This window comes from Rhizobium sp. Leaf341, from assembly GCF_001424325.1.
Lineage (GTDB): Bacteria > Pseudomonadota > Alphaproteobacteria > Rhizobiales > Rhizobiaceae > Ferranicluibacter.
On record NZ_LMPE01000003.1, the window covers coordinates 690,502 to 705,498 of the forward strand.

Here is a 14,997-nt window from a genome sequence, read left to right on the forward strand (position 1 = left end):
CGAATAAGGATTATTTTCCTCGCATTCTTTACTTGATGCTGTTTTTTGGCTAGTGTCTGGCCGGATAGAGGATGTGTTCCACTTCTCCGGATCTTGTATCCGGACCTTTCACCACGACATCAGGTCACCGGGACATCAGGTCGATGCTGTCACATGAGCGTATCTGGCATGCGATAGACGCCTTGGCGGAGCGGCACCAGATGTCGCCCTCGGGACTTGCTCGCCGTGCCGGGCTTGATCCGACATCGTTCAACAAATCGAAGCGCCAGTCCGCCGACGGACGCGAGCGCTGGCCATCCACCGAATCCATCGCCAAGGTTCTCGATGCGACGGGATCGACGATCAGTCAGTTCATGGAGTTCCTGCGCCCGGAGGGTGACAAGCGATCCAGCAGCGTGGAGACGCTGGCGCCGTCGAGTGCCATTCCGCTTCTCGGCTTTGCCCAGGCGGGAGCCGGCGGTTTTTTCGACGATGGCGGTTTTCCTGCAGGTCAGGGCTGGGACGTGGTCGATTTTCCTGCATCGGGCACAAAAGCGGGCGTCTACGCGTTGGAAATTCAGGGCGACAGCATGCAGCCGCTCTACAGGGATGGCGATGTCCTGATCGTCGAGCCGGGCGCACAGGTTCGTCGCGGCGATCGCGTCGTCGTCAAGACAACCGAGGGCGAGGTCATGGCAAAGGTGCTGATGCGCCAGAGCGCACGCAGCATCGACCTCCACTCCCTCAACCCCGAACATCCGAACCGCAGCTTCGACCTTTCCGAGGTGGAGTGGATCGCCCGGATCATCTGGGCAAGCCAGTAGGACCGTTTTCCTTATGTACGCTCCCCTGCTCCGCATCGGTGGCCCGGCGCTCTGCGTCGTCCTGACCATCGGCCTGCTTCTGGCAGGAAAATCCGTCATCTCGGGCACGGAGAGCGCGGCCGTGCCCGAGATGACGCTGGAAACCCCTGACCTCAGCGACGTGCCGACCATCGGCGAAGAGCCTGCGACGGACGGGGACATTCCCGCCGATCCGGGCATGGAGGCGATGCCGTTGACACCGGATGCGCCGCTGCCCGACAACGGACCGGCACAGAATACGATCCCGGAGCCGCCTGCCGTCGATACGGCGCCGCTCGCGCCGTCGAGCCCAGTGCCGACGGAGCCGGCGAAGCTTGAGGAAACCATTCTTCGGCACCCCGTCGCGCTGACGGCAGGTCTCGTGCAGTTTGACGGGCGGACGATCCTGCTTGCGGGTCTCAAACCGCAATCGGCGGACCGGATCTGCACGGCAACGGGCGGCGACTGGCCATGCGGCACCGTTGCGCGGACCGCGTTCCGCAACTTCATCCGCGCCCGCGCCTTTACCTGCGAGACGCCGGCCGATGCCGGCGATGGCGTGATGCAGGCCCGCTGCAGGATCGGCACCGACGACCCCGCCCTCTGGCTTGCCCGCAATGGATGGGCGGAGGTGGATGGCGACGACCCTGACCTGACCGCGGCTGTGGAGGCGGCGAAGGCGACGGCGAAGGGATTTTATCGAGCGGGCTTTGCGCCTTCCCCACCCTCGTCTCGTTCTGCGCCCTAACCCGTTAAAGCGCGTCGCGTGAAACAGGATTCACGCAACGCGCTTTCGGGTCATGTTTTGATGCATGTCGTTTCCCGAATCTGCTGCAAACTTTCTGGCGACATGCATGAGGTCCGATCTTCGCTCCGCGTGATCTCGGTCTATTGCAACCGTGCCTGCGAGACCATACGTCCGGGATCTCGTGAACCCGGAGAACGCATGTCCCAAGCTTTGACCCACCAGGAAGCCCTGATCCACGTCATGGTGATGATGTCAGCCGTGGACCGTGCCATGAGCGACGAGGAAATGGAGCGGATCGGCAAGCTCTCCCGCATTCTGCCCGTCTTCGATGATTTCGACCCGGAAAGCCTCCTGCCGGTCGCCCGAAGCAGCGCGACCTTGCTGTCGGCGCCGGAAGGGCTGGATATCCTGCTCGAATTGGTGCGCGAGGCACTGCCGCCGCGCCTGTATGAGACTGCCTACGCCCTGGCTGTCGATATTGCCGCTGTCGATCGCAATGTCAGGACGGAGGAGCTCCGGCTTCTTGCCCTGCTGCGCGACCGGCTTGGTCTCGACAAGCTCGTCTGTGCTGCGATCGAGCGCGGTGCTCAGGCCCGCATGCGCCGCTGAGCCGGCGCCAGCACATCAGTAGATCCCGGTCGGGAAATATCGCAGGTAGATTTCGTTGAGGCGTCCGTTGCGGGTGAGTTCGAGAAGGGCATGATCCAGAGCCTGCGTCAGAGCCGGATCGCCCTTCCTGTTCATGATTGCTAGCCCTTCCCCGAGAAAGTGTTCGGAGACATAGGCGCCGTCGACCAGCGTGCAGCATGCCGCTGCGTCGGGTGAAGCGGCCCAGAAGGACAGCTGCATGCCGTCGGAGAAAACCGCATTCACGCTGCCCGTCTTCAACGCCTGAAGCATCGTTGCGCGATCCGGAAAGACCTGGGCCGCGGCCGTCGGGAAAAACGCCTTCAGCATGGCTTCATGCGTCGTTCCCGCCACGACACCGACCGGCTTTGCAAGCACGGCTGAGCGCTCGATCGTCTCGCCCCGGCCGTTCTCGTTTCCGGGTGACACCCGTGCGGCGAAGCGAGCGGGCAGACGCAGGAACGGCCGCGTGAAAGCAAAACGCTGGCGGAGCGCATCGGTCATCGCCACACCCGCAATGACGGCCTCGCCCTGCCCTTCCTCCAATGCCGGCTGCAGCTCCTGGAACGTCACGGCCTGGATCTGGCACTTTGCCTCGATGTCCAGAACCCGACAGATCTCGCGAGCCAGATCGATGTGAAATCCCGACAGCTTTTGCGACTGGTCGATGAAGTTGAAGGGCGGGAAGTCAACGGTGGTCAGGAAGCGCAGCCGTGCGAGCCCCCCAAGGTCGGGCTTTGCGATCCGCTCGCGCATGTCGAAGGCGAGCGGAAGCTCCCGGACAGGCTCGGCCGCTTGCGCGCCAACAGCACCTATCCAAGTCACAGCAAAGATGATTAAGATAGTCCTAATGATCGGTTGGATCGGAGAAATCCGTATCGGTCTCATCAGATGTCGAGTTCCGGTCTGCAGGGCCGACGCTGTTTGCGACGAGGTGTTGATGCGTCATCTAGACTATCCACCAGCAACGGACATGGCTACTCGGAGCGCGCCAAACGTTTCGGAAAAGTCGACCCTGCCAACCTTTTCCGTCGACCTGTTGCGGGAAGGACGCCTGCTTCTCAAGCTCGGCATCGGCAAGCCGACGATCGCCCGGATGATGCTTCGGGCGGACGAGAACGGAACGACGGTCGAAGAGGAATTGCTGGCGTCCCGCGATATCGTGCCCGATCTCTATTTCGAAGGATTGGCCAATCTCCTCGGACTTCCGTTCCATGCTGAGATCGACGCGGATCAGGTCCATGATGCCGAGATGCTGGATATCCAGCTGATCTCCCCGCAGCTTCTGCGTCTCTATCATTCCAGCCGTCCGCCGGTCACCGTCATCGTTCCCACACTTGCCCGCCTCGCCGACATCGCGTTGACGCTCGAACGGCGACCTGCGCTGCGTCAAATCCTGGTGGTTTCGACACCTGCAGCGGTGCGAAAGGCGGCCTGGGCTGCAGGCGGTCAACGCCGCGTGGGCGCCGCCGTTGCCCGTCTTTTCGAGGCCGCACCGATGCACAGTGCCCGTATCGTGTTCTGGGGCAAGCAAGGGTTTTGTACCGGCTTGGGCCTCGCCATGCTGGTCGTCTCCGCCTGGCTTGTACCCGTGACCTGGATGCTCGTGCTGCATCTTCTCCTGACCGGCCTCTATTGCAGCCAGCTGTTTCTGCGCGCTCGCGCTCTTCTGTGGATCGGAAGACCGCTCGAAAGGCCCCGAAGCGTATCTCCGGTGCCGTTGCGGCTGGCCGCAGACCCCTCCGGACCCTTGCCGATCTATACGATCTTCGTCGCGCTCTACCGCGAAACGGAGGTCGTGGGACAGCTGGTCCGCGCCCTTGATCGTCTCGACTGGCCTCGATCGCGCCTCGACATCAAACTTGTCTGCGAGGAGGATGACGGCGAGACGCTGGCGGCACTCGAGGCGCTGTCGCTCTCCTGCGAATATGAGATCGTGCGCGTCCCTCCCGCCGCACCGCGCACCAAACCGAAAGCGTTGAGCTACGCGCTCCCCGGTGCACGCGGCACCTTTCTCACGGTCTACGACGCCGAAGACAGGCCCGATCCGGGCCAGTTGCGCGAGGCGCACGCCGCCTTTCGCGTCGCCGACCCGCGCGTTGCATGCCTTCAGTCACCCCTGGTCGTGACCAATGTCGAGGTTGGATGGTTGAGCACGATGTTCGGGCTCGAATATTCCGGCCTCTTTCGTGGCCTCTTGCCCTTCCTTGCATCGCGCGGCCTGCCTCTTCCGCTCGGCGGCACCTCCAACCATTTTCGCATCGAAGCCCTTAAAGACGTCGGGGGCTGGGATCCCTTCAACACGACGGAAGATGCGGATGTCGGCATGCGGCTGTTTCGTCTCGGCTACCTCTCGCAGATGATTGCGCGTCCGACCTTCGAGGACGCGCCGACGGATATCGGCGTGTGGTTTGCTCAAAGAACCCGCTGGTACAAGGGCTGGATGCAGACCTGGCTCGTCCTGATGCGCAATCCGTCGCTTCTGGTGCGGCAGATGGGATGGACGGCCTTTGCGACCCTGCAGATCCTGGTCGCCGGCATGATCCTGTCGGCCCTCGGTCATCCCCTGGTCATCGCCTTCCTCGTTTACCTCGGCTGGAGCCTTACAGCAGGTGGGCTGTCCGAAGGGGATACGTTGCTCACCTCCGGCCTGCTGGTCCTCGATATCCTCAACCTTATCGGCAGCTACGCGATCATGATCCAGCTTGGCCGCAAGCCGATGCAGGCTGCCGAGCGGCGCGCCGTCGGCGGCAAGTGGAAGGCTGTTCCCATCTACTGGCTGCTGATCTCGGGGGCTGCCTGGGCGGCCGTCATCGAGCTCTATCGCAAGCCCTTTGCCTGGAACAAGACGCCGCACATGCCGTCAGCCAGTTGAGCGATGCATTGGCCTCCGTACGAGCCGCCATCATTCGTCACGCCGATTGACGGGAATATCACACATGAATATGTTACCTCACGCCGTAGCCGGGAGCTTCGGCTGGAGGATGGGAGGACTGACCGGTGGATTATCTGCTCGGCATCGACAATGGGCTGACGGTGACCAAGGCCGTGGTCTTCCGACCGGACGGAACGCCCGTGTCCGTGGCGCGCCGGCGCGTGGCACAATCCCTTCCGCACCCGCGCTGGGTGGAACGCGATATGGACGCGCTTTGGACGGCGACGGCCGAGGCCATTCGAGACGCGATCACGACGGCCGGCTGCCGCCCGTCCGACATCAAGGCGGTTGCCGCGACCGCCCATGGCGATGGCGTCTACGTGCTCAGCCGTGACGGACGGCCGCTCGGACCGGGCATTCTGTCGCTCGACAGCCGGGCCGGCAGCCTGTCCGACGCCTGGAACGCGACCGAGATTGCCGGAAAGGCGCTTGCTTTGACAGGGCAGTCTCCCCATGCTTCTGCGCCTTCGGCCATTCTCGCCTGGATGCGCGACCATCAGCCGGACCGGTTTGCCCGCATCGGTCACGTGCTCGCTTGCAAGGATTGGCTTCGGTTCTGCCTGACAGGCACGATCGGCACCGACCGGACAGAGGCCAGCATCGCCTTTGCGAACGTCGCAACGCAGAGCTTTGACCGCGACGCCCTGGCGATTTTCGGGCTGGATTCCCTGTGGGATGCGCTTCCAGAGATGGCCCCGTCTGCCGCCATCGTCGGCGGCATCACCGCGGCGGCCTCCGCACGGACAGGCCTCCTGGAGGGAACGCCGGTTGCTGCCGGCCTGCACGACGTGACGGCATCGGCGCTCGGCATCGGCGGCCACGACACCGGATTTCTGTCGATCGTGGCGGGGACCTATTCGATCAACGAGGTGGTGACCGACAGGCCGGTGACCGACCCACGCTGGTACTGCCGAAGCGGGATCGAGCCCGGGCAGTGGAACAACATGGCGGTGTCTCCGGCATCGACCGCAAACTACGACTGGTTCCTCGACCAGTTCTGCCGCGCCGAGCAGGCGGAAGCTCTTTCGAGCGGTCGCGACATCCATCATCTTTTGAAGCCGGAGCTCGACGCCGCTTTCGGCCGCCCGTCCGACATCCTCTTTCATCCCTATCTGTTCGGCTCTCCCTATGGCAGTTCGGCCAGTGCCGGCTTCTTCGGCGTTCACGGCTGGCACGGCCGCGGCGACATGTTGAAGGCGGTCCTCGAAGGCATCGTCTTCAATCACAAGGCGCATGTGGACGACCTGCGAACGGTGATGCCCGTGACCGAGGCACGGATTTCCGGCGGCGGCGCCCGAAATCCCGCTCTGTCGCAGATGTTTGCCGACGCGCTGGATCTCCCGGTGCATGTAACCTCCGCGGACGAGGCTGCCGCCTGGGGTGCTGCCTTGACGGCCGGGGCTGCGATCGGCCTCTACGAAAGCCCGCAGGCGGGCGCCCGGGCAACGACGACGATCCTGCGCAGCCATAACCCGGACCCCGCGCCGAAAGCCGCGCTTGCCGCGCGCTACGCGCTCTACCGCGACATGGCTGAAGCGATGCAACCACACTGGCACGCGATCGAACGACTGGCGGAGGGGTCTCGAGGGGCGATCACGTCATGAAGGGGGATGCGCGCCGGGATGAGATTGCCGACTATATCATGCAGGCCGGACAGGCGCGCATCGACGATCTCGTCAATCATTTCGGCGTATCCCGCATGACGATCCATCGCCATGTCGATCGCCTTGCGCATCAGGGCGTGCTGCGCAAACTGCACGGCACCGTGACGGTCCAGCCGTCCGGTCTCTACGAAAGCGCCTTTCGCTATCGGGAAACCGTCGGCAAGGCGGAAAAGGCGGCACTGGCGCGCGCCGCACTTGCCCATGTCGAACCGGGACAGGCCGTCATGCTCGACGACAGCACCACAGGCGCAGCCCTGGCCGACCTCCTGGCGGGCGTCAGACCGCTGACGGTCATTACCAACGGGCTCGTTTCGACCAATAGATTGATCGACATCGACGAGATCGAGGTGCTCTGCCTTGGCGGCACCTATCACCGGACGTTCAACGCCTTCATCGGGTTGACGACCGAGCGCGCCGTCGCGGCCTTGCGGGCAAACGTCTTCTTCTGTTCGGCCTCCGCCGTGGAGGGCGGCATCGCCTTCATTCAGGATGCGCAGGTGACCAAGGTCAAGCAGGCGATGATGGCCGCGTCCTCGCGCCGTATCCTGCTGCTCGACGCCTCCAAGTTCGGCAAGGTGGCCCTGAACGTCTTTGCCGACCTCTCGGCCTTCGACGCCGTCCTCGCCACAGACCGGCTGGCCGACGACGTTCGTGCAGATCTTCTCGCGCGCGGCATTCCCCTCAGCATCACCAGAACAGGCAGGACATCATGAGCGAAACCGTCAACGACATGCGGTGGCCCGGCGACATGGCGGAGCGCCTGGACGCCATTGCCAAAACCGGCACCGTCGACGTCGTCATCATCGGCGCGGGCGTCAACGGCGCTGGCCTGTTTCGCGATCTCTGCGCGCAGGGGCTGACCTGCCTCATCCTCGACAAGTCGGACTACGGCTCGGGTACGAGCGCCGCTCCCTCCCGCCTCATTCATGGCGGCTTGAAATATCTGGAAACCGGCGAACTTCGCCTGGTGGCGCAATCGACCTATGAGCGCAACCTCCTGCTGCGCAATGCACCGCATTACGTAAAGCCTCTGGCCACCGTCATTCCCATCTTCTCCTGGACAAAGGGTGTCCTTTCGGCCACGCGCACGCTTTTCGGCGCCAAGGGAACGCCCCGCAGCCGCGGCGCGCTCCTGATCAAGACGGGCCTCTGGATGTACGATGCCTATGGCGCCCGCCAACGGGTGATGCCGCGTCATACGATGGCCGGCAAATCCGCATCCCTCCGCAGCCTGCCGGCGCTGACCCCGCGCATCGTCGCGACAGGGACCTACTACGACGCGACCGTAACGCATCCCGAACGGCTGGTCGCCGAACTCGTGTGGGACGGCCTGGCTGCAAGCCCAGCATCCGCAGCGGTCAATCATGCCCGCCTCGAAGGCCGAGCAGGCGATACGCTGGTCATTTCCAGCCTGCTCAACGGGGCACAGATGCGCGTCAAGCCCCGCCTCGTGGTCAATGCGGGGGGCCCGTGGATCGACACGGTCAACGCGGCACTCGGCGAGACCTCGCGCATGATCGGCGGCACCAAGGGCTCGCATATCCTGCTGCGCCACGATGCACTGCTCAAGGAACTCGATGGGCGGATGATCTATTTCGAGGCGGACGATGGCCGCATCTGCCTCGTCTTCGACTATCTGGGTCGCGCGATGGTCGGCTCGACCGATATCAAGGCCGACCAGCCCGACAGCGTGCGCTGCGAAGACGACGAGATCGATTACCTTCTGGAAAGCCTGAGCAAGCTCCTGCCCAAGATGACGTTCGATCGCAGCCAGATCGTCTATACCTACAGCGGCATCCGTCCTTTGCCGGCTAACAACGCCAGCAACCCCGGCCTGATCAGTCGAGATCACGTGACGCCGGTTCTGGAACCCCAGGGCAATCGCCCCTTTCCCGTCCTGTCGCTGGTCGGGGGCAAGTGGACGACGTTCCGTGGTTATGCGGAAGAGGTCGCGGACACGGTCCTTAAGCGTCTCGGTCGCGCGCGCACGGTCTCGACCGAAGCGGTGCCGATTGGCGGAGGGCGGGACTTTCCCGGAGACGATGCCAGCCGCCGCCGGCTTGTGGCCGACCTTGTCACGATTTCCGGTCTTGCGGAGGCGCATGTCGAAGAACTTCTCGCCCGTTATGGTACGAAGGCGCGCGCCGTGGCTCGTCACCTCGCCACCACGGGCGTTGTTCCCCTTCCCGACGCGCCGGACCATTTCGAGGGCGAAATCGACTATGTCGTTCGCTACGAGCAGGTCGGGCGGCTTGCAGATATCGTGCTCCGTCGCACGGCCCTTGCCGTAACGGGAACGCTGACGCTGCGTCTTCTCACTCGGATCGCAGACATTGCCGGACAGGCGCTCGGCTGGTCCGAGGAGAGGATCGAGCAGGAGATCGCGCGCGTACGCGACGAACTTTCGCGCCTGCACGGTGTCACCCTGGCTTAAGGCATGTCGCCCGAACGTGTGCAGCGGCTTCGGGAAACGCCATGCATCGAACCAAGACCGTTAAGCGCGTTGCGTGAATCCTTTTTCATGCAACGCGCTTTAGCGGCGGGATCAGTCTCGGACGTCGATCGCCGAACATGCGACAATAAAAAAGGCCGGGGCGAAATCGCACCGACCTTCCTCATTCGCTTTTATCAAGTTGCCAGTACATCCGTGGTCAAATCGACGAAAGCTTTTATCGACCCCGAGAACTTCTCTTTTTCAGAAAAGCTCGACCGTTTGCCGATGAGAGGAATATAGGAGCCGAATGTGACAGCTTCAAGTCGATGCGAGGCTGTTTTTTCTTCGACGCTTCATTCCGCTCCAACATCGCTTCCCCGAACGCCTCAGATATGGTGTCGGCGGTTATAGATGCCCGTCACCCGGACGGCGACCTGCTGGTGCTTGGGATGCAGAGCGATGTATTCATACTGCAGGCCGGTGCTTTCCACGAATTCGCGAAAAGCCTTGAACTCGTGCATCTCCCAGCCCGGATAGTTGAAGTACTCATCGAAAAGGATGATGGTTCCGGGAACGAGGCGTTCGCGCAATTGTGTCAGGACCGTCTGGGTCGAACTGTAGAGATCGCAGTCGACGTGCAGGAACGACACCGGACCGGGATGTGAATCCAGAAAGCCGGGCAGCGTCCGATCGAACCAGCCGACGACCAGTTCGACATTGTCCGCCACCGCCGGAAGATCGTCCCGGGCAAACGCGCTTTTGTCGTATCCGTCGCGCCAGCTTTCCGGCAATCCCTCGAAGCTGTCGAATCCGTAGATCGTGTCGGACGGGCGGGCTGCGGCGGTCCGGTTGATCGAGCGTCCGGAGAAGACGCCGAACTCGAGCGAGAGACCTTGGACGGTCGCACAGGAGACCGCATAGTCGAGAACGTCGCCGGAGGTCTCGAAACGCTTGGCGCCCAGCATGTGCGAATAGAGATATTGCGAGGAGGAAACAGCGGCAGATAGTTTTGCAACCTTGTCCAGATCAAAGGCATCGCCCCGCGGATTTGCAAGAGCATGATCGTAGACCAGAAGAAGGAACTGCATAAATTCCGGATTTTCCAATGTCGCCTTGTCCATCGAGTTCCTGGCCTTTCGTGGCACGTGTGTAGAACGCTCTCCGTGGTCAGATAAACGGAGGAGCTTGCCCAAGGCGTTCGCCATTTATAGTCGGCAGATACGCGCCGATCATCGGCTCTGAGAATTCGACAGCGTTTTTACGCGACATCCGCTGTATTGCGGCACGCATGCGCGTCACAACAGCGGCTCAGACCTTGGATCGGTGCAAGCCTGTTGTGTCGAAATGATCGTCAGGCTCGGCAAAGGGGGAAGCATTGGACGCGTTGCTGCCGACCTCGGTCAGACGGAGGACAGCCAGAAAAGCAACGCGGATGTCGTGGGTTGGCTGGAGCGGGTGAAGGGAATCGAACCCTCGTATTCAGCTTGGGAAGCTGCTGCTCTACCATTGAGCTACACCCGCCAATGCGCCAGACATCCAACAGATGAAGCCGCGTGTCAATCCTTGGCCGCGGTTTCCGAAGACGGAAAGGCGCGTCTCAACCGCGAAAATGCTTGGAGAGCTTCAGACCCTGCGCCTGATAGTTCGATCCGACGCCGAGGCCGTAGAGCCCTCTCGGTCGCTCCATCATGTGCTCGTAGACAAGGCGGCCGACGATCTGGCCGTGCTCGAGGATGAAGGGAACCTCATGGCTGCGCACTTCCAGCACGGCCCGGCTGCCGGTGCCGCCGGACGGGGCATGGCCGAAGCCGGGGTCAAAGAAGCCGGCATAGTGCACGCGGAATTCGCCGACCAGGGGATCGAACGGGGTCATCTCGGCGGCAAACAGAGGCGGCACGTGGACGGCCTCGCGGGAGACGAGGATATAGAACTCGTCGGGATCGAGAATGAGCTCGTCGGCACCGCGGCTGTAGAGCGGCTCCCAGAAATCATAAATCCCATGCGCACCTTTGCGGTCAACATCCACCACGGCCGTGTGGTGCTTGCCGCGGTAGCCGATCAGACCGTCGGGGCCCGTGCCCTTGAGGTCAATCGACAGTGCAATGCCGGCCCCCGATACGTTCGGCGTATCGCTGGCGACCAGCGTTTCCGTTCGGTGAAGATCAAGCACTTCGCTTTCGGTCAGGAGCGCGTGTCCGACCCGGAAGCGGATCTGCGAAAGACGCGAGCCCCGGCGAACGATGACGGGAAACGTGCGTGGGCTGATTTCGAGGTAAAGCGGGCCGCGATACCCGGCCGGGATCTTGTCGAACTCCTGCGCCCGGTCGGTGATGACGCGGGTGAAGATGTCGAGCCGTCCGGTTGAACTCTTCGGATTGGCCGAGGCCGACATGGCGGCCGGCAGGTCGAGGCTTTCCATCAGCGGCACGATGTAGACGCAGCCGGTCTCGAGCACGGCACCCTCGGTCAGGTCGATGACGTGCAGCTTGAGCCGATCGAGTTTGTCGGCGACGAGATGCCCGGGACCGGGCATGAAGCTCGCACGCACCCGGAAGGCACGACCGCCCAGACGCAGGTCGAGACTCGCCGGCTGGATCTGGTCGTCGTCCAGCGCCCCTTCGCTGAGAAGGCGGCCTTGATCGAACAGCGAAGCGATTGCGCTATCCGCCAGAATGCCTGTGTCGCGCGCCATGCCTTCATCCTTTTTCCGGGGCCGACAAAACCAAAAACGGCTGATTGACGCAAGCGGGGCGAAGACGTATGGGAACTTATCCCGTGGTGATTTGGCCGGTCGGCTTGCAGCCACGTTAAACAAATGGCTAAAAAGACCGGGCTCGAACCGGTCTGCTTTACGCGACCGGTTTTTTTGTTTCTGGAAGGAGACAAGCGATGAGCACGGCAAACAAGACCTGGCGCCCCGCGACCCAGCTCGTTCACGGCGGCACGACCCGCTCCAATCACGGTGAGACGTCCGAGGCGATCTTCTTGACACAGGGCTTCGTCTACGAGACATCGGAAGCTGCGGAAGCACGCTTCAAGGGTGAAACGGACGGCTTTATCTACGCGCGCTATGGCAGCCCCACCAACGACATGTTCGAAAAGCGCATGTGCCTCCTGGAAGGCGCCGAGGATGCGCGCGCAACGGCCTCGGGCATGGCCGCCGTGGCTGCCGCCATCCTCTGCCAGTTGAAGGCCGGAGATCATATCGTCGCCGCACGCGCGCTCTTCGGTTCGTGCCGCTGGGTCGTGGAAACCTTGGCCCCCTCCTATGGCATCGAATGCACGCTGGTCGACGGCCGCTTCATCGAGAACTGGGAAAAGGCCATCCGCCCGAATACCAAGGTCTTCTTCCTGGAAAGCCCGACCAATCCGACACTCGAGGTGGTCGACATTGCCGCCGTGGCGAAGCTAGCCGATGCGGCGGGTGCCAAGCTGGTGGTGGACAACGTCTTTGCGACGCCGCTCCTGCAGAAGCCGCTCGAGCTCGGCGCCCATGTCGTCGTTTATTCCGCCACCAAGCATATCGACGGCCAGGGGCGTTGCCTTGGCGGCGTCATCCTCTCGTCGAAAGACTGGATCGACGAGCATCTGCACGATTATTTCCGCCACACCGGCCCTGCCTTGTCGCCGTTCAACGCCTGGACGCTGTTGAAGGGCATCGAGACCCTGCCGTTGCGGGTGCGCCAGCAGAGCGACAACGCAGCGAAGGTTGCCGACTTCCTCGCCGAACAGAGCCAGATTGCCCGCGTCATCTACCCCGGCCGCAAGGACCATCCGCAGGCCGATATCATCGCAAAGCAGATGAAGGGCGGATCGACGCTCGTCTGTTTCGAGATGAAGGGTGGCAAGAAGGCGGCGTTCGCGCTGCAGAACGCGCTGGAAATCGTCAAGATCTCCAACAATCTCGGCGACAGCAAGAGCCTGATCACGCATCCGGCGACGACGACGCACAAGAACCTCAACGAGGAGGCCCGTGCGGAACTCGGCATTTCCGACGGGACCGTGCGCCTGTCGGCCGGCATCGAGGACAGTGCGGATCTCATCGAGGATTTCGCCCGGGCGCTGAAGACCGTCGCCGCCTGAGGCGCGTCCTGATCCTGCTACCCGGCCCTGCTCCATCCTCGGAGCGTCACGTCGCGCTAACCCCGCGCGGCGTGACAGCGTGACGGCGTGCCGTGCCGCAACACACTTCCTGCGGGCGTTATTCTTCGGGAAACCATCTTCCCCTAGAATATGCACACTGACTGGAAGGGTTGCATCATGTATCGCGCGCTGACACGGGACATCGAGGTCACCGTAGAGCCTTATTATCTGGAAGATCAGTCCGATCCCGAAGATGGGCGCTATGTGTGGGGCTACCGCATTCTGATTTCGAACCGTTCCACGAAAACCGTGCGTCTGATGACGCGGTATTGGCATATCACGGACGAAAGCGGTCAGGTCGACGAGGTCAACGGCCCCGGAGTGATCGGCGAGCAACCCATCCTCAATCCGGGCGATACGTTCGAGTACTCCTCCGGTTGCCCGCTCGACACGCCTTCCGGTGTAATGTTCGGACACTACTCGATGGAGACACCTGACGGCGAAACCTTCACGGTCGACATTCCCGCCTTTTCGCTGGACCTGCCGGGCCTCAGCCGCACATTGAACTGACCACAGCCGATGTGCCCCCGGCCGCAATTGCCGGGAGCCCCTTCAGTTTCCAAACGATGTGCGCGCGCTTACTGCGGGCGGACCTCGGTGGCTTCGAACGTGTAGGTGGTCGAGCAGAACTCGCAGGTCACCGAGATGACCCCATCCTCCACCGTGCTGTCGATCTCCTCCTGGCTGAAGCTGGCAAGGACGTCCCGCAGCTTTTCACGCGAGCAGGCGCATTGGTCATAGACCGCCTGCGGGGGATAGACCCGCACGCCGCGCTCGTGGAACAGGCGATAGAGCAGCCGTTCCGTGCCGACGGTCGGATCGGTCAATTCGTCGGCGTCGATCGTCTCAACCATGACACGCGCCTCGTCCCAGAGGTCGTCGACACCACCCTCGAACGTCTCGGCTCCGTCCCCGCCATGCAGGTCCGGCTGGCGCATCCGGTCGGGCGCCTCCGGCAGAAACTGCGCGACCATGCCTCCGGCCCGCCAGCGGTGGCGCGGCTTGCCGTTCTCGTCGCGATCCAACAGCTCGGCAACGCCAAGGCGCACCTTGGTCGGGATCTGCTCCGACTGGCGGAAATAAACGCCGGCGATCTCCTCCAGCGAAGCGCCGTCCAGCGGAACGATGCCCTGGTAGCGCTGGGTGTATTCGCCCTGATCGATGGTGAAGGCAAGGATGCCCTGGCCGAGCAGATCCTGTGGATCGGTTTCGCCCTTGTCAATCGCGCTGGCCAGCGCCTCTTCGTCGTAGCGGGCATAAGCGCGCACGCGATCCGGCGTCGAGAAGTCGGCGACCACGAGATCGACCGGGCCATCGCTTTTCGTCTGGATGATGAGCTTGCCATCGAACTTCAGCGAAGTGCCGAGGAGGACGGTGAGCACCACCGTTTCCGCCACGAGGCGTGCGACCGGCAACGGATAATTGTGCCGTTCGAGGATCGCATCCAGCATGGGGCCAAGCTGAACGGCGCGACCGCGCACGTCGAGGCCCTCCACCTGAAAAGGCACGACGCGGTCATCGCCCGCGTAACCGAATTCGCCGAGATCTGGTCCTTTGTCCACCATGTCCATGCTCCTGATGCATGACCCGCCGCGGCGAGCCCGAACGCAGATGACGGCGCCCCG

At 62.8% G+C, this 14,997-nt stretch carries 14 protein-coding genes, 1 tRNA gene and 1 riboswitch; of the genes, 10 read left to right on the forward strand and 5 right to left on the reverse strand.

Going from position 1 to position 14,997, the window contains the following annotated elements; translation table 11 throughout:
- Positions 1 to 143 precede the first annotated feature (143 nt).
- The 3 genes from ASG03_RS04840 to ASG03_RS04850 all read left to right on the forward strand — a co-directional run bounded on the left by ASG03_RS04840 (position 144) and on the right by ASG03_RS04850 (position 2,178).
- Complete coding sequence (locus tag ASG03_RS04840) at positions 144 to 803, forward strand: S24 family peptidase (protein ID WP_062470590.1); 660 nt, start codon at positions 144 to 146, stop codon at positions 801 to 803.
- 13 nt (positions 804 to 816) lie between these two features.
- Positions 817 to 1,569 carry a hypothetical protein gene (locus ASG03_RS04845; protein WP_062692573.1) on the forward strand — a complete coding sequence of 251 codons (753 nt, stop codon included), beginning with the start codon at positions 817 to 819 and terminating at the stop codon, positions 1,567 to 1,569.
- Positions 1,570 to 1,767: 198 nt separating this feature from the next.
- Positions 1,768 to 2,178: a tellurite resistance TerB family protein gene (locus tag ASG03_RS04850; protein WP_062470596.1), complete on the forward strand. Its 411-nt coding sequence runs from the start codon at positions 1,768 to 1,770 to the stop codon at positions 2,176 to 2,178.
- A 15-nt stretch (positions 2,179 to 2,193) separates the two neighbouring features.
- Here the strand turns inward: ASG03_RS04850 and ASG03_RS04855 are convergent, their stop codons facing one another.
- Positions 2,194 to 3,084, reverse strand: coding sequence for a transporter substrate-binding domain-containing protein (locus ASG03_RS04855; protein WP_062692575.1), 891 nt, complete (start codon positions 3,082 to 3,084; stop codon positions 2,194 to 2,196).
- Positions 3,085 to 3,169: 85 nt separating this feature from the next.
- Between ASG03_RS04855 and ASG03_RS04860 the strand changes: the two genes are divergently transcribed.
- The 5 genes from ASG03_RS04860 to ASG03_RS21360 all read left to right on the forward strand — a co-directional run bounded on the left by ASG03_RS04860 (position 3,170) and on the right by ASG03_RS21360 (position 9,529).
- Positions 3,170 to 5,071, forward strand: a complete 1,902-nt coding sequence (locus ASG03_RS04860; protein WP_244475160.1) for a glycosyltransferase family 2 protein — start codon at positions 3,170 to 3,172, stop codon at positions 5,069 to 5,071.
- 125 nt (positions 5,072 to 5,196) lie between these two features.
- On the forward strand, positions 5,197 to 6,735 hold the full coding sequence (locus ASG03_RS04865; RefSeq protein ID WP_062692579.1) for an FGGY-family carbohydrate kinase: 1,539 nt from the start codon (positions 5,197 to 5,199) through the stop codon (positions 6,733 to 6,735).
- A complete protein-coding gene (locus tag ASG03_RS04870; protein WP_062470608.1) occupies positions 6,732 to 7,508 on the forward strand; it encodes a DeoR/GlpR family DNA-binding transcription regulator in 777 nt (258 codons plus the stop codon). Before ASG03_RS04865 ends, ASG03_RS04870 begins: the two co-directional genes overlap by 4 nt.
- Positions 7,505 to 9,229, forward strand: a complete 1,725-nt coding sequence (locus ASG03_RS04875) for an FAD-dependent oxidoreductase (protein WP_443216580.1) — start codon at positions 7,505 to 7,507, stop codon at positions 9,227 to 9,229. Before ASG03_RS04870 ends, ASG03_RS04875 begins: the two co-directional genes overlap by 4 nt.
- Positions 9,230 to 9,232: 3 nt before the next feature.
- Positions 9,233 to 9,529, forward strand: coding sequence for a hypothetical protein (locus tag ASG03_RS21360; protein WP_156381734.1), 297 nt, complete (start codon positions 9,233 to 9,235; stop codon positions 9,527 to 9,529).
- 86 nt (positions 9,530 to 9,615) lie between these two features.
- Here the strand turns inward: ASG03_RS21360 and ASG03_RS04880 are convergent, their stop codons facing one another.
- The 3 genes from ASG03_RS04880 to ASG03_RS04890 form a co-directional block, all read right to left on the reverse strand.
- Entirely contained in the window at positions 9,616 to 10,350 is a 735-nt protein-coding gene (locus ASG03_RS04880) for a class I SAM-dependent methyltransferase (protein WP_062692581.1), read from the reverse strand.
- 326 nt (positions 10,351 to 10,676) lie between these two features.
- Positions 10,677 to 10,750, reverse strand: a tRNA-Gly gene (locus ASG03_RS04885).
- A gap of 76 nt (positions 10,751 to 10,826) precedes the next feature.
- The gene (locus ASG03_RS04890) at positions 10,827 to 11,921 is read right to left on the reverse strand and encodes a 2'-deoxycytidine 5'-triphosphate deaminase (RefSeq protein ID WP_062692583.1); all 1,095 of its coding nucleotides are present in this window, start codon (positions 11,919 to 11,921) and stop codon (positions 10,827 to 10,829) included.
- Positions 11,922 to 11,994: 73 nt separating this feature from the next.
- A riboswitch (SAM riboswitch) is annotated at positions 11,995 to 12,073 on the forward strand.
- Between the two features lie 45 nt (positions 12,074 to 12,118).
- On the opposite strand from ASG03_RS04890, the gene ASG03_RS04895 reads away from it, so the two are divergent.
- The gene (locus ASG03_RS04895; RefSeq protein WP_062692585.1) at positions 12,119 to 13,312 is read left to right on the forward strand and encodes an O-succinylhomoserine sulfhydrylase; all 1,194 of its coding nucleotides are present in this window, start codon (positions 12,119 to 12,121) and stop codon (positions 13,310 to 13,312) included.
- A gap of 177 nt (positions 13,313 to 13,489) precedes the next feature.
- Positions 13,490 to 13,882: a Co2+/Mg2+ efflux protein ApaG gene (gene apaG / locus ASG03_RS04900; RefSeq protein WP_062470619.1), complete on the forward strand. Its 393-nt coding sequence runs from the start codon at positions 13,490 to 13,492 to the stop codon at positions 13,880 to 13,882.
- A 68-nt stretch (positions 13,883 to 13,950) separates the two neighbouring features.
- On the opposite strand, the gene ASG03_RS04905 is transcribed toward apaG, so the two are convergent.
- The gene (locus ASG03_RS04905) at positions 13,951 to 14,937 is read right to left on the reverse strand and encodes an Hsp33 family molecular chaperone (RefSeq protein WP_062470622.1); all 987 of its coding nucleotides are present in this window, start codon (positions 14,935 to 14,937) and stop codon (positions 13,951 to 13,953) included.
- Positions 14,938 to 14,997 lie beyond the last annotated feature (60 nt).